Origin of the sequence: Metabacillus sp. cB07 (genome assembly GCF_016839225.1) — a bacterium.
Lineage (GTDB): Bacteria > Bacillota > Bacilli > Bacillales > Bacillaceae > Bacillus_P > Bacillus_P indicus.
The window spans coordinates 2,100,697-2,114,554 of sequence record NZ_CP069296.1; the positions used below are offsets into that span (position 1 = coordinate 2,100,697).

The 13,858-nt window shown below is 42.0% G+C and carries 16 protein-coding genes; 7 read left to right on the plus strand and 9 right to left on the minus strand.

Translation table 11 applies throughout. The features are described 5' to 3' along the window. Positions 1–61 precede the first annotated feature (61 nt). From mgrA to JOJ89_RS10560, 4 genes are all read right to left on the minus strand, one after another. Positions 62–1,054 carry an L-glyceraldehyde 3-phosphate reductase gene (gene mgrA / locus JOJ89_RS10545; RefSeq protein ID WP_203287236.1) on the minus strand — a complete coding sequence of 331 codons (993 nt, stop codon included), beginning with the start codon at positions 1,052–1,054 and terminating at the stop codon, positions 62–64. Positions 1,055–1,183: 129 nt separating this feature from the next. Next, the gene (locus JOJ89_RS10550; RefSeq protein ID WP_203287238.1) at positions 1,184–2,431 is read right to left on the minus strand and encodes a YeeE/YedE family protein; all 1,248 of its coding nucleotides are present in this window, start codon (positions 2,429–2,431) and stop codon (positions 1,184–1,186) included. 153 nt (positions 2,432–2,584) lie between these two features. Beyond that, the gene (locus tag JOJ89_RS10555) at positions 2,585–3,259 is read right to left on the minus strand and encodes a GNAT family N-acetyltransferase (protein ID WP_203287240.1); all 675 of its coding nucleotides are present in this window, start codon (positions 3,257–3,259) and stop codon (positions 2,585–2,587) included. A 12-nt stretch (positions 3,260–3,271) separates the two neighbouring features. Beyond that, a complete protein-coding gene (locus JOJ89_RS10560; RefSeq protein ID WP_029565749.1) occupies positions 3,272–4,156 on the minus strand; it encodes a carbon-nitrogen hydrolase family protein in 885 nt (294 codons plus the stop codon). A gap of 160 nt (positions 4,157–4,316) precedes the next feature. Here JOJ89_RS10560 and JOJ89_RS10565 point away from each other — a divergent pair, with 160 nt between their 5' ends. Then, positions 4,317–4,829, plus strand: a complete 513-nt coding sequence (locus JOJ89_RS10565; protein ID WP_051827124.1) for an ion channel — start codon at positions 4,317–4,319, stop codon at positions 4,827–4,829. A gap of 21 nt (positions 4,830–4,850) precedes the next feature. Here the strand turns inward: JOJ89_RS10565 and JOJ89_RS10570 are convergent, their stop codons facing one another. The 5 genes from JOJ89_RS10570 to JOJ89_RS10590 form a co-directional block, all read right to left on the minus strand. Further along, a complete protein-coding gene (locus JOJ89_RS10570) occupies positions 4,851–5,960 on the minus strand; it encodes a sensor histidine kinase (protein ID WP_203287242.1) in 1,110 nt (369 codons plus the stop codon). A 238-nt stretch (positions 5,961–6,198) separates the two neighbouring features. Continuing rightward, positions 6,199–6,684 (minus strand): CBO0543 family protein, encoded by a 486-nt coding sequence (locus tag JOJ89_RS10575; protein WP_029280930.1) that lies wholly within the window; start codon positions 6,682–6,684, stop codon positions 6,199–6,201. 87 nt (positions 6,685–6,771) lie between these two features. Beyond that, positions 6,772–7,476: a Type 1 glutamine amidotransferase-like domain-containing protein gene (locus JOJ89_RS10580; RefSeq protein WP_203287243.1), complete on the minus strand. Its 705-nt coding sequence runs from the start codon at positions 7,474–7,476 to the stop codon at positions 6,772–6,774. A 17-nt stretch (positions 7,477–7,493) separates the two neighbouring features. After that, the gene (locus JOJ89_RS10585; RefSeq protein ID WP_029565750.1) at positions 7,494–8,351 is read right to left on the minus strand and encodes a DUF3307 domain-containing protein; all 858 of its coding nucleotides are present in this window, start codon (positions 8,349–8,351) and stop codon (positions 7,494–7,496) included. Further along, on the minus strand, positions 8,348–8,947 hold the full coding sequence (locus tag JOJ89_RS10590) for a hypothetical protein (protein ID WP_203287245.1): 600 nt from the start codon (positions 8,945–8,947) through the stop codon (positions 8,348–8,350). Before JOJ89_RS10590 ends, JOJ89_RS10585 begins: the two co-directional genes overlap by 4 nt. Positions 8,948–9,360: 413 nt before the next feature. Between JOJ89_RS10590 and JOJ89_RS10595 the strand changes: the two genes are divergently transcribed. Genes JOJ89_RS10595 through JOJ89_RS10620 form a run of 6 tightly spaced genes read left to right on the plus strand, consistent with a single transcriptional unit; the run spans position 9,361 to position 13,857 of the window. Beyond that, the gene (locus JOJ89_RS10595; RefSeq protein ID WP_029565752.1) at positions 9,361–9,555 is read left to right on the plus strand and encodes a hypothetical protein; all 195 of its coding nucleotides are present in this window, start codon (positions 9,361–9,363) and stop codon (positions 9,553–9,555) included. Between the two features lie 55 nt (positions 9,556–9,610). Then, complete coding sequence (locus JOJ89_RS10600) at positions 9,611–10,390, plus strand: hypothetical protein (RefSeq protein ID WP_203287247.1); 780 nt, start codon at positions 9,611–9,613, stop codon at positions 10,388–10,390. Then, positions 10,387–10,650, plus strand: coding sequence for a PqqD family protein (locus JOJ89_RS10605; RefSeq protein ID WP_203287249.1), 264 nt, complete (start codon positions 10,387–10,389; stop codon positions 10,648–10,650). The genes JOJ89_RS10600 and JOJ89_RS10605 overlap by 4 nt, the downstream gene beginning before the upstream one ends. Continuing rightward, positions 10,637–11,080 carry a S24/S26 family peptidase gene (locus JOJ89_RS10610; RefSeq protein ID WP_203287251.1) on the plus strand — a complete coding sequence of 148 codons (444 nt, stop codon included), beginning with the start codon at positions 10,637–10,639 and terminating at the stop codon, positions 11,078–11,080. The genes JOJ89_RS10605 and JOJ89_RS10610 overlap by 14 nt, the downstream gene beginning before the upstream one ends. Further along, positions 11,064–12,863 (plus strand): ABC transporter ATP-binding protein, encoded by a 1,800-nt coding sequence (locus JOJ89_RS10615; protein WP_203287253.1) that lies wholly within the window; start codon positions 11,064–11,066, stop codon positions 12,861–12,863. The genes JOJ89_RS10610 and JOJ89_RS10615 overlap by 17 nt, the downstream gene beginning before the upstream one ends. A gap of 13 nt (positions 12,864–12,876) precedes the next feature. Beyond that, positions 12,877–13,857, plus strand: a complete 981-nt coding sequence (locus tag JOJ89_RS10620) for a nucleotidyltransferase family protein (RefSeq protein WP_203287256.1) — start codon at positions 12,877–12,879, stop codon at positions 13,855–13,857. Position 13,858 lies beyond the last annotated feature (1 nt).

A 13,858-nucleotide genomic window follows, 5' to 3' on the forward strand; every position in this document is an offset into this window, starting at 1 on the left:
TCGAAATTTTTTAAAAAACAGATAAAGGAAGCCCTGCAAGATATGCAAGGCTGTCTAAATACTATTCTGACAAAATGCTTTCAATCTGTGAGAGCTCGTCTTTAGTAAATTCAAGATGATTCAAAGCCGCTACATTTTCTTCAATCTGGCTGACTTTGCTTGCGCCAATCAAAGCTGAGGTTACACGTCCTTCCCGCAGGACCCATGCCAGTGCCATTTGCGCAAGATTCTGTCCGCGGTTTTCAGCCAGTTTGTGCAGCTTTTTAATTTTTCCGACAAGCTCTTCCGTTACGCGCTCTTGCGAAAGAGCTCCTGTTGCTTTTGCCGCGCGTGATTCCTGAGGAACGCCTCCGACGTATTTATTTGTGAGGATGCCTTGCTCAAGCGGACAAAATGCAATCGAACCTACCTTATTTTCCTGCAGCACATCCTGCAATCCGTCTTCAATCCAGCGGTTCAGCATGGAATAGCTTGGCTGGTGAATCAATAGCGGCGTTCCGAGACGGTTCAGGATTTTCACCGCTTCTTCTGTCTGCTCTGCAGAATAACTTGATATTCCCACGTACAGGGCTTTTCCCTGACGGACAATCTGATCGAGTGCTCCCATTGTTTCTTCCAGCGGCGTATGAGGATCCGGCCGGTGAGAATAAAAAATATCTACGTAATCCAGTCCCATTCTTTTTAAGCTTTGATCAAGACTTGAAATCAAGTATTTCTTTGAGCCCCATTCCCCGTAAGGCCCGTCCCACATCCGGTACCCGGCCTTAGATGAAATAACCAGCTCATCTCTGTATGGCGCGAAGTCCGTTTTAAGAAGCTGTCCGAACATTTCTTCTGCAGAACCAGGCGGCGGCCCGTAATTATTGGCAAGGTCAAAATGAGTAATCCCGAGGTCAAAAGCTCGTCGCAGCATGGCACGCCCATTTTCAAAAGAGTCAACCCCGCCGAAATTATGCCAAAGCCCAAGCGAGATTGCAGGCAGCATCAACCCGGAATTCCCGCAGCGGTTATACGTCATCGATTCATAGCGATCGGAATTAGCAAGATATGTCATATGTATTTCCTCCTTTGTCGTCTTCTTTAGTATCGTAATGGAAGAAAGCGGTTTCGTAAATGAAAAAGACTTCAGGCAAACCATATTCGATCGATTGAACTAAAAAAGAACTCTCAGAAATGAGAGTTCTCAGCAAATAGAATCTGTTGGTTTAGGGTTTTTCAGTCCGAAAATCGGCCTGATAAATAAGGCGAGGAATGTTCCAAGCATAGCCATGACCATCCACACCCAGCCATGAAGACTGAATGAAGCAATGCCTCCAAAATAGGCACCGATATTGCATCCGAAAGCAAGACGGGCGCCATAGCCCATAAGCAGGCCGCCGATAATCGATGCACCGGCTACACCGGGTTTAATTTTTCCCGGCTTAAACGATCCTTGCGCGGCAGCAGATATGAATGCGCCAAGGATGATGCCGAAATTCATGACACTTGTTGAATCCGCAAGAACGGTTTTTGTTAATGCCGCTCCGTTTGCACCGGTGAAATAACCCCATGATGACACGTCAATTCCTGCTGTCATCAATGCTTTTCCTCCCCAAAGGGCAAAAGCTGACGTGATGCCCCAAGGGTTTCCCCTGATAGACAGCGTCAATGCATTCAAAAGCGCGAGAATGATCGCTGCTGCAAATAGAGGCCATGATCCGCGGAGAATCTTTTTCCATCCCTTTACAGTCGGAAGCTGTTTCATCATAGGCGGATTTTTCTTTTTGGCTATCTGTATGGTGATCCAGTAAATAAGAGCAAATAATGCGAGCTGGACGATAAGTGCACCGCCATAGCCGAGACCCGTGGATGTTGCTAGAGAGACCGGCGGAAGGGCTGGCATATCTTCCATCCAGAAAGTAAAATGGTAGGCTCCAATGACAGATCCCGCAATAAAGGATACAAGTGTCAGGATCATGGATGATGATCCGCCGCCCACTGAATAAAGCGTTCCTGAAGCGCAGCCGTTGCCCAGCTGCATGCCGATGCCGAACATAAATGCGCCTACAATGACGCTTACTCCCACAGGAGATACGTATCCTGCAGGAGCTGTTCCTGTGAAACTGAAACCTGTGCTTAATATGATGGCAAATAAGACGGATGCAATGGCGAGCATCAGCATATGAGCCTGAAGCCCCTGAACATTTCCTACAGACACGAGTCGTCTGAATGCAGAAGTAAAGCCGAATCGTGCATGAAGCAAAGTGGCACCAAGAAGCAATCCGATTATATATAAAACGCTCTGTGTGCCTCCTGCTGCCAGTAAAATGGCTGCAAATAGCAGAACCGCTGCAAGCAATCCTGCGGCAACAAGCGGTTTTTGAACAGGCTTCATTTCGGATACAACGGTTGTTTTAGCCCGTGAAGGTGAATGAAATGCTGTTTCAGCCATATTTAAAACTCCTTTTCATATAAATTTAGTCGGAATAACATGTGCTATTACCATAACGCGTCTTCAATCATTTGTAAACCGGATTGCTCATAGTCAGAACATTATAATACCTGATTGGTTGAATGAAAAAATCCCAGGCGTGAATCTGGGATTTTAAACAGCTCCGGTGAATGGATTTTTCCATTCCATCAGGGCGGCAAAGTTGCATGATTCATCATCTTCAAGATAGTCCGGGATGACAGACAGCGGAGTTCTTCCGCATCGAAGCAGAAACGTCAGGACGGGGTCTTTCAGGTTTCCTTTCACTACTTCTTTTACATACTCATCCGGAGTGAGATGATCTGAGTGCTGTCTGTAACCCGGCATTCTCCCTCCGCCGACCAGCCGCTTCAGATTAAGCTTCACAACCGTTTCATACATGGAAAACATAAGCCATTTCCCAAGGCCCAGCTTTCTGTACTTTGGCCTGACGCTGATATCAACAACATAGAGCGTATCTCCGTCCCGCTTGTGACTGCGGGTGATATAGCCGCTGTCTGTTATGTCTTCCCACGTATGATGGGGCTTTTCAGGATCAAAATGAACGCGCAGAGCTGTCATTGATCCTGCGATTTCGCCATTTGCTTCTATACAGAGAGCGCCCTCCGGAAATAAATGCACATGCTGCTCAAGCTGTTCCTTTTTCCACCATAGATCAGGAGGAAACGGCGGCGGAAAACTTTCCTTTTGAACCTGAATCAGTGAATCAAAGTCATTTTTCTCATAGTTTCTTACGACTGCTTTAACAGGAACACTGTCTTCGAAAACAAAAAATTCTTTTCTGTACAAGGATTCTCCTCCTTACAGCAGCGTACGGTCCCCCTGCTTTGCTTCCCAATCGGGATATAAATCGGTGCGGCGGTCGCGCCACGTTGTAACCGATCCGCTTGCACGCACTTTGTAAAGAAGTTCTAAATCAAGGTCAGCGGTTACGATCATCGGCTGATTAATTTCGCCTTCTGCAGCAAGCCCCTTTGGAGGAAACGGAACATCATTCGGTGTAATGATGGCAGCCTGACCAAAATTCCCTCTCATGAAATCGACAGTCGGCAGTGAACCGACAGTCCCAGTCGTCACAACATACACCTGGTTTTCAATCGCGCGGGCATGGCTTGTGTAGCGGACGCGGTGAAATCCGTGGCGGTCGTCTGTACATGAAGGGCAGAAAATCACATCAGCACCCTTTGCTTTTGCGATCCGCACGATTTCAGGAAACTCAATGTCATAACAAGTCAGCATGGCAATGGTCCCTTTGTCCGTTTCAAACACCCGGAGCTCATCACCCGGCGTCATATCCCATTCATGGACTTCTGTCGGAGTGATGTGGAGCTTTGCCTGCTCTGCCACCCGTCCGTCCGGATAAAACAGATGAGCAACATTATAAAGACGCCCTTCTTTTTTAATTACATGTGTCCCGCCGATGATGTGCATGCCTGTATTTGCTGCGAGACCTTTAAAAAGCTCCAGATACTGCTCTGTATAATCAGGAAGTTCATCAATTGACAGTGCCTGTCCCTCAGCATTCCCGATAGACATTAGCTGAGTAGTGAAAAATTCGGGAAAAAGAACAAAATCCGTTCCAAATTCCTCTGCGGTTTTAATATAGTGCTCAACCTGATCTGCAAATTCTTTGAAAGAGTGAATGGTGCGCAAATCATATTGAACGGCAGAAACTCTAAGCTGCATGGAGTTCATCTCCTTTTCCTAAGTGATGTCAAAAACAAAGATATAAATATTATTAAGCATGAGAGAAGAACTTACAAGAAGAATGTCCTGACAAACTGACTGCATCAGATGACAATGCGGAGGGGAAAATAATGAAAATGACGGAAAATAGAGGGATTTCATGTTTTCGAAATATGATTTTACTAAAAAAAAGCTCTTTCTTTATATGATCCTTAACGTCCTGATGATCAGCCTTCTGGTTATTGAGTCCATGTTTGAAATCACTGCTTCCAGTATAATCATGATCACTCTCATTACAGCTGTCCTTGCTGTCTGTTATTATTTCCTGTTTGAATTTATCGTGGCTGTACCAAAAACAGAAGAAAGGCTGCAGAGCATTTTTATTGGTTCAGGTCTTCTTCTGATGCTCATCATTACAGGATATGCTAACCTTTATTTTCAAATTTATGGATTTTATGGTGATAAAGCCTTTAAATTTTCAGGTGAACAATTATCGGGGAACGACTTTTTATATTACAGCATAACGACCTTTACAACCACTGGTTTTGGGGACATTACCTCTATAGGGGTAATCTCAAATGCTGCGGCAGCTTCAGAAATGCTGATGGGGTTTATCGTAAGCACCCTGTTTATGGCGGTCATTACTTCAAAGCTCGTCACAAACCTAAAATAAGCCTGAAGAGATTCAGGCCTTTTAAGAAGCACTTATAGGGAGAGCAATCGTAAAAGTTGTCGTCATTTCATCAGACTGACACGAAATGCTGCCGCCGTGGCTTTCGATGATTTTTCTGCAAATATACAGGCCAATGCCTGTGCCCAATTCTTTTGTTGTAAAAAAAGGCTCAAAAATCGTTTCAATCTGTTTTTGGGGAATCATCGGTCCGTTATTTGAAATATGTACGTATGCCCTGCTGCTGTCTTCTTTAAAATCAATGGTTATCGTTCTGTTGACGTTCATCTTCTGAAGAGCGTCAATTGAATTGAGCATCAGATTTAAAAACACCTGTCTCAGTTCATCTCTGCTTGCATAAACGGATGAATTTTTTTTAGGACCCTCCTGCACTTTGACGCTTCCGTCCAGCAGACTGGGGTACATAAAGGCGAGAACTTCATCAAGCAATTCTCCAAGCTTTAAATATTCGCGCTTGCTTTCAATCGTCTCTTTTTTGGAAGCATGCAGAAACTGCGACACGCGGAAGTTAAGCTGGTCAACTTCATGGCTGATGATGTCAAGGTATTTCAGATTCGGATGATCGCTTTGCATGAGTTTAATAAACCCTTTTACAGCCGTCAGCGGATTACGGAACTCATGAACAAAGCTAGAAGACATCTGCCCGAGAATCGTCAGGCGCTCTTTATGGCTCTGATCGATAAATGAGATCTTCTCCTGAAGAATTTCTTCTTTTACCTCAGTGTACTTCTTTACGGCAAAATACGAAAACTGATCAAAAAGTATGTTGATTTCTTCAATAAAAGGCTGAAGTTCTTCCCTTGAGATGCCGGAACTCACAATGTAACGGATAACCTCGCGGCGGCCAAGGTTAACATTGTTGATAAAATCGCCGATATTAACATTAGCTTCCACTCTTTCAAGTGCGACCTTGCTGGCAAGAACATCAATTTCATCCGAACTCAGCGGCTGAACAATGGTCTTTTTCACAAGGTCGTACATTCTCATCCCGTTTTTTTCAACTTCTTCCTGATGCAAATCATCATCTGATATGGTAATTTTCTGCCGCCATGCAGAGATAAAAGTGGAGATGTTTTCATCTAGAAACCGGATTAATTCATCTGTAGCTGTCATGTGTAAAAGCACCCCTGATCATGCAAGAAAATCGTATCTATTTTTCCTTTCTTTAGGCTGATGAATATACAGGTCTAAAGTTTGGAATATTTCTTCTATACTATACAATTTACATTCTATCATAAGATGAAATGATTAGGTTAATACGAATTTCACTTTTATATCACTGCGTGAAAAAAAAGGCCGGTAACTAATTTGAAGAATTTCAGCTGGTGATCATAAAAAAAATGGCATCCGCTTAGGATCCCATTTCTTCATCTGGAGCTTTATGTTCCGCTTGTTTTACAAGTTCAATCAGTCCTCGAATTGCAAGCAGTGTAAACGTCACACAGCCGAACGTATGAAAAATCGTCCACTTTTTCCAGTGAAACAGGTTCGTCGTCCTTTCCAAATACCACTGCCCTATGGACATTGGCACACTCCAGGTAAGACTTTTCAGCAGAACCATCGGCAGTCTGTCTTTATAGCACTGTCTGATCCAAAAAACACTCAACAGCGGGAAAAAGAGAAAATCATATAAAATATTGGTTTTATAAATATGCGGTAATGGCCGGACAGGATAAGCAATCCGCTTTGTCCTGACATAAAACACATCCATCAGTGTCGAGATGACGCCTTTTCCGAGAAAGATAATCAGCACTTCTTTTAAAGCTGATCGTTTCATCGCAAAAGGAAATAATACCACACACAAACCAAAAAGGCCTTTCAGCATCTTTTTCTCCATTTAACGACCCTGCCCTTGCTCTTTTTGGTTAGTTTGAGCAAATCAGTAAAAAAGATGCATTTATTTCCTGCTAAAACTTAATAATCCTCATGACAGTCCTCCCAGGTACATCATTTGCAGAGGTTCCTCATGGATTCTGCCTGTGTTTTCAAATACAGAATAGACCTTCGCATTGGGCCTGGAACTGATGCATTTAAAAACTTGTCCGTCTTTAAAATGCACGGCTGCCCCATCTTCCATGCCGAATCCTGGCATCATGCTGCCAGAGCCCACGAGATCATGAAATGAGGGTCTTCTCTTTTCCTCGCCATCATAATGAGGACAAATACTTCCCTGAATAAATCCCAGTCCATTTATTTTGTACAGCGGAGCATTTAAAGGATCAGTCAAAACCTCTTCAAACCAGCAATTTGCTCCAGCACTTAGCCCTGCAAGGACTGTGCCGTTTTCATATGCTCTTTTAAATAGAAGATCGAGTCCCCATTCTTTCCATAAAACAAGCATATTCCGGGTACTTCCTCCGCCCACGTAGAAGATATCCTGGGACATGACGAAATCTTCAAGATCCTTAAAGTGCGGATCAAATAATGCAAGATGATCGGGTTTACAGGCCATTGAATGAAAAGTATGATAAAACCGTTGAATATACCCATCCTGATCTCCGCTTGCTGTAGAAACGAAACATATTCTCGGATTCGGTTTCAGTGATTGATTCAGAATATAGTGATCCAATAACAAATTATCAGGTTCCATTGAAAAACCCCCGCCGCCCATCGCAATAATCTGTTTCATCCTTTTCCTCCCTCTTTTTAAAGCAGCACTTCCCTCAAAAGCAGCCCCAAAGCTATGCCAACAAACATCGAAGTCAAAGTCCCAAGCAGGAAATACTCCGCCCAGTTCCGGTCATCCATCTGCTTAAAACGGGCAATTGATTTTGCCGTCACAATGAAACCAATGGCCGGATATGCACTGTAAAACGTCAAAATCAGCACAAGCAGCCTTTCAATATACCCGATCAGCTTTCCTCTGGACAAATCATGTTTATTGAATGTGAAATACGTATACTCCTCCGTCAATCCGCCTGCTGCATTCATCTTATCTTCTTTTCTCTCGTTCTTAAATGCGTAGCGCCCTTCAAACGACAAGAGCTGAGCAGGCAGCGTCCCGAGCACCATCCGGATGACATGACCGCTTACACTGGTAGTAACAATTAGGATAATGGCAATAAATAAAAGGGCGTTCGGTACACTCAGTGAAGATTTCTCCGTTATCAGCGTAATTCCTTTTTCGGCAATTGCGCTGAAGGATACATTTAAAAAGAACGAACATCCTAACACAATCATGGCAAGATGCAAAAACTGATCACCAAGAAAATAGAAAAGATTTTTCATATTTTGCTTGTCAGTCGTCCCGTCCAGCAGTTTCAGCTTAAGAAAATCTATGACACCATGAGTAGCGATAATAAAAACCAATGGCAGAACAACATTCTTCACCGGATTTGCCATCTCGAATTCGGTTAGCCAGAAACATAGCAAAACAGGCAGGAGAAGTAACGTATGGTGCAGCAAATGCTTCCTTAAATACTTCCTTTTTTCCCTGACCATCGCATCAGTCTGCAGCAGAAAATCAGCCGTTAAATGGGCAAGAATAAGACTGAGTACAATCATACGCTTTCATCCCCCTCCCTTTTCGAAAACCAATCGGATGACGAACTCTGCAAGCTTGAGCGAATTGACGTTATCAGCTTGTCAGTTGACGAATCATCAAATGCCTTATGTTCGATAGAATCAAGAACAGCCGTGACATTTTTGAAAATCATCACCAGCTCCTCCCCTTTTCCCTTTTTAAAATGGCTCGAAATTGTCGATGGCGACTTGCTCAGCATCGAAGCAGCCTTCCGCTGCTGACGGTAAATTTCCACTAGAGTATACACTTTCTTCTGCAGGTCCGTCTGGTCCTTAACGAGCGTATGCCTGACTTCCAGAAGAGAATTTAAGAGCAGCTGTGTTTCATACAGATCATCACGTAAGCGGAACGCAAACTGGGCTTTTCCTGCACCTTCACGTTTCAGTTCATCATTCGCCTCTCTGGCCTGCTTCATCAGCGGATGTATCCACGTTTCTACATTAAGATCCGCAGCCCTGCTGTCAACCTCGCCAAACGAAAGACCAAAATACGGCGGGTGCTCCGCCTTCGTCCAGCAGACACTAAGAAAATGTGCAGCCGCGTACGCCGAAGCATAGCCCTCCGATATAAAAATCACCTCATCCCCCCTGCGATGCTTTATAATTGCCTGATTACCAGTCCACTCCGTCAGCCAGGAAGTGATTTTATTCAAATAGGCAGATAGTTCTTTTCCTTTGCCTTCCAAAGAAGAATTTCTAATATCCATGATAAACACAGAGCACGGGTAACGATTCAAGGAACATGCCTCCAAAGATTCGATTATATGATCTAATGTAGCAGATGTTCGATTAAATGGTCAAACTCTTAACAGATTCTATCATTTTATCGAATTTTTTTATCAATTAAAATCTTTAATAGGACTTTATTTGTACGTTAAAAAGAACTATAATGATAGTTATAAAGAACTAAATGCTGGATGAAGCAGTCTTTGCTGAGATTACTTACCTCTTTTGTTCTTTATAAAGAAAATATCGGGAGAAGGTATGAATTATGAGCACATCTAATCGTCCAATGGTAGTAAGTCATCAGCCAATCGTGTTTGAAACGGCACAAAGCTGGAATAAGGGTCATGGGAACTTAGATCATCCTGGCAAGGGAAATGGCGGAGTTAATTATCCAAATCCCCCTTACACCGGTCCACGTCACGATAATGGCGGCGGAAAGGGAAAAGGCAAAGGAAATTAATTGAGTTTATGGAGAAGGTCAACCTGTTTGACCTTTTTCCCTAAGGAGAATCATAATGGTCCATTTAAATAAAGTTATTGGGGAACACATCTTTTCATTTCAATTTAATGATCGTTCATTGACTGCATTTTTTCAAAAACAATTTAAAACATGCGCAGATGGAAAGTCAGCTGATATAAATGTGGTTATCTGCAAAGGATACGGAAGACCATTTCTCAATTATGACGTGAAAGTCATGAAAAATGAGAAACAAATTGTTTTTAAACGGGCAGATTACAAAATTACTGCAGACCCCTCCTACTCCTATGCGGAAATTTCAGTTTACGATGAACTTGCATTAAAGCATGCACTTATGAACTTATACAGTTCATATATCGTTCATAAAAACTGGGGTATACTTCTCCACTCTTCCTGTGTTTTGGAAAAAAATCACGCTCACATTTTCACGGGACATTCCGGCGCCGGAAAATCTACGGCTGCCATGCTTTCCCATCCGCGTCCTCTCTTTTCGGATGAAGCAACTGTTCTGAAGATTGATGCCGCTCAAGTAACAGCTTTTGATTCTCCATTCAGAAGCGAGCTGCATGGCTCTGCACTAGTTCCATTTGCTGAATTAAAAAGCATTAACCTGCTTCATCAGTCTCTAGTTATTGAGCGGAATCAGATTTCAAAATCAGCTGCAATGATGGCACTTTTCGATAAAGTCTTCTACTGGCCAAGCGATAAATCAGAAACAAAAAGAATCCTTACTAATTTAAAGAACCTTGTTGAAAATACTGAGATTTTCAACCTCTATTTTCAAAAAAATAACCAATTCTGGGAGATGATTTTATGACGAAAATGTATAAGCAGGCGCCTGACTGTGAAACAGTTGAAGTGGATGGGGAATGGATTATTTTACATACAGAAAACTTTACCGTTACTAAACTGAACGAAAGCGGGGGACTCTGCTGGTCGCTCTTAAAGGAAAAGACTTCAGCTGGTGCTCTATTAAAATCCATTAGACCATTTTCTGCACACTACACAAAAACAGATATTCAACTATTTCTTGATGAATTAACTTCATGCGGACTGATAGAACATGCAAGTCAATGAAGCTACGATAATCTTATTAAAAAGGACCATTGAAAATCAAGGATGGATCGAGCTTCCCTCTGAAGGATTCAGTATGTATCCTTTTATCCTGAGAGGAGATGTATGCAGATTTGGTGTATTTGAAACCGTCAGTAAAGGAGAAATCCTGCTTTTTCACACAGCTGAAGGAAGGTTAGTTGCTCATCGCTACTATAAGAAAAAAGAGGAGCACTATTTTTTTAAGGGCGACACAAACGAATGCATGGATTCGCCCGTACAAAAAGGACAAATCATCGGAAAATTGATCTCCATTAAGAAGAAAAAGATGGTTGTCCAAATGGATCGATTCTTTCCGAAATCCTATGGCTTTGCCGTTTCATCAACACATTTAACTGCAAGGCTTTTTCGGTTTTTACTGAGGAGAAAGCTTGGAGATGACTCGTATGTTTAGCAGGCTTATAACTTTTAAAAAAATGTTCTTAATTGAAGACATCAAACGAACGTTTGCTCTTTTGGGCCCGTATCTTATAAAGTACAAAGCCTCTTATTTCGCACTCTTTACAATAACGATATTACAAATTTTTTTAACGCTTGGCTTTGCCTGGTTTTTCGGTACAATGACGGACGCGGCTGTTCAAAACAGGATGGATGTATTTAAATGGCTTGTTCCTGCAGGAATTGGATTATTAACTGCGAGTTTGACTCTTTCTTATCATTACACGATTTTAGAAAGCAAGACCATCAATGTTATAAAATTAGAATTAAAGGACAAAGTCCTTACTCATATTCTCCATATGTCCCCTTCAAAAATGAACAGCCTGCGTACTGGGGACCTGATGACACATTTTACAAACGACATTCAAAGCACAGAAGGAGTCATTGGAAGCAACTTGCTTTACCTCCTTCAGCTGCCCTTAACTTTTATTGCTGTAACTGTTTATATGTTTCAAATTAACTGGCAAATGTCTTTAATTGGATTTGCCGTCATACCTGCAGCCATTTTCGTTGGAGGATTTTTTGGGATTTTGCTTAGAAACAACAGCAGAACAATGTTTTATCAAATAAGCAGCATCAACAGCTCCCTGCACGATATTTTTCAAGGAATGCCAGTTATCCGTTCTTTTCTTCTCGAGAAAAAAATGGCTCACAAGCAGCAGCAATCTAATCGTGCTCTTTATCAGCTGGAGATGAAAAATGCAAAATTACGGGGCTCGTTTTATATAGGAGGAGAGGCTATTACTTCTATTACCTATGTAACTGGCCTATGTCTTGGAGCGTATTTCGTCTCTCAATCTATGATGACAGTTGGTTCGCTGCTGACATTCGTCACTCTTATGCAGCACTTAATTTCCCCTCTGACAGGTCTGGCAGGAACATGGGGAAATTTTCAAAGCTCTGCAACAGCTGTAGAAAGACTATCTGCCGTTTTAAGTGAGCCGCATAAAAGCCATGATGCTGTCTTGAAGCAATCACGATTTAGTGGAGATATCATGCTTAAAGATATTTGTTTTGCATATGAAAGAGAGGAAGTTATTCAAGACTTCTCACTAAACATCCCAGCGGGAAAAACAGTTGCAATAGTCGGGCCAAGCGGAGCGGGAAAAACAACCCTCTTTCAACTCATACAAGGGTTTTACGAGCCACTTGCTGGAGATATTTTGCTGGATCATATACCCTTCTGCAAACTGAATAAATCTGAGATTAGACGGGCATTTTCTTTTGTCGCTCAGGAAACCTTTCTCTTTTCGGGCACTATAAGAGACAATCTCCTTCTTGCTAGAAGTGGAATAACAGAGCAAGAAATGATCGAAGCAGCAAATACTGCCAATATACACGAATTTATCATGACACTGCCAGATCAATATGAAACGGAAGTCGGGGAAAGAGGAGTTCGCTTATCCGGGGGCCAAAAACAGAGGCTGTCTATTGCAAGAGCCATATTAAAAAATGCACCTATCCTGCTTCTTGATGAAGCTACCTCAGCCTTGGACACTGAGAGTGAGGAATATATAAAGCAAGCACTACTGGCCATGCCAAACAAAACAACTCTTATCATCGCCCATCGCCTTTCAACTATCCAGCATGCAGATTTAATCGTTGTAATGGATCAAGGCAAAATTGTGCAGAGCGGAACACATCAAGAATTATCATCCAAACCTGGGATGTATAAACGACTACTGGGTACTCAGAATGCAGTGGAAGATTATCCGCTCGCTAGGCAAATTTTTTCATAAGGATGAAATTCACATGATTATTCCATTTATAGAGTCCATATATAACCACTCTTCATTGAGACAGAACGACTTTGACTACCATAAGCTTAAGGATGATATTCAGCATTTTTCAATCGAGCCGCAAATCTATGCACTGTTAAACAAGAAGGCATGCTTAGATGACACACCCGCTTTTTTCGTGCATTTTTTGAAAAAAGGGAGTGAAACAGCATTTATTCAAAACCTTTTTCTAAAAAGTCAAATGGAAAAAGTTCTGTGCCGCTTTGAAGATCAGCAAATCGAAACAATTCCATTAAAAGGTGTCTACTTTTCAGAAACATACTTTGGCCATTTGGCTGCGAGATCAACATCTGATATCGACTTGCTGATCCGAAAAAAAGATCTAAAAAAAATTGACAATATTCTGAAATTGTCCGGATTCACACTTGAATCGGATGGACCTAAAAATCATTTCCATTGCAGCTACATAAAACATCTACCTGGCTCCGAAATCCCGCTGCAAGTGGAAATCCATTGGGACATTTTAAAAGAAAACACATCCAGTTTCGACATAAATACCTTTTGGGAGTCATCCATACCAATTTCTCCAAATCGGTACATTAAGCATCTCTCCCATCAGCATACATTTTACCTAATGGTCCTGCACGCCTGGCGCCACAACCTTGACTCGTTAAGACACTTCCTTGATATTCTGCAAGTGACAGAGTTCTTAGAAAATCAACTAAACGTAGCAGATCTCTACAGTCAGGCTAAAAAAGATGGAACTTTGAAAAGAGTACAAAGAACATTAAACATAACCAAACAACTATTTGACAAATGTTCATTGACTCATGCCTATGCGGTAAATAACAATTACGGTAAATGGTGGGAATATAAAAAAATCAGGGATCGTAACTACAGGAGTTTGAAGGTATATTTGGATTGGGTGGATTTTGTTTGGTTTGGGAGAGATCAGCATTTTCATATTAAAAAAAGGAAAGCTTCTTTTCAATAAG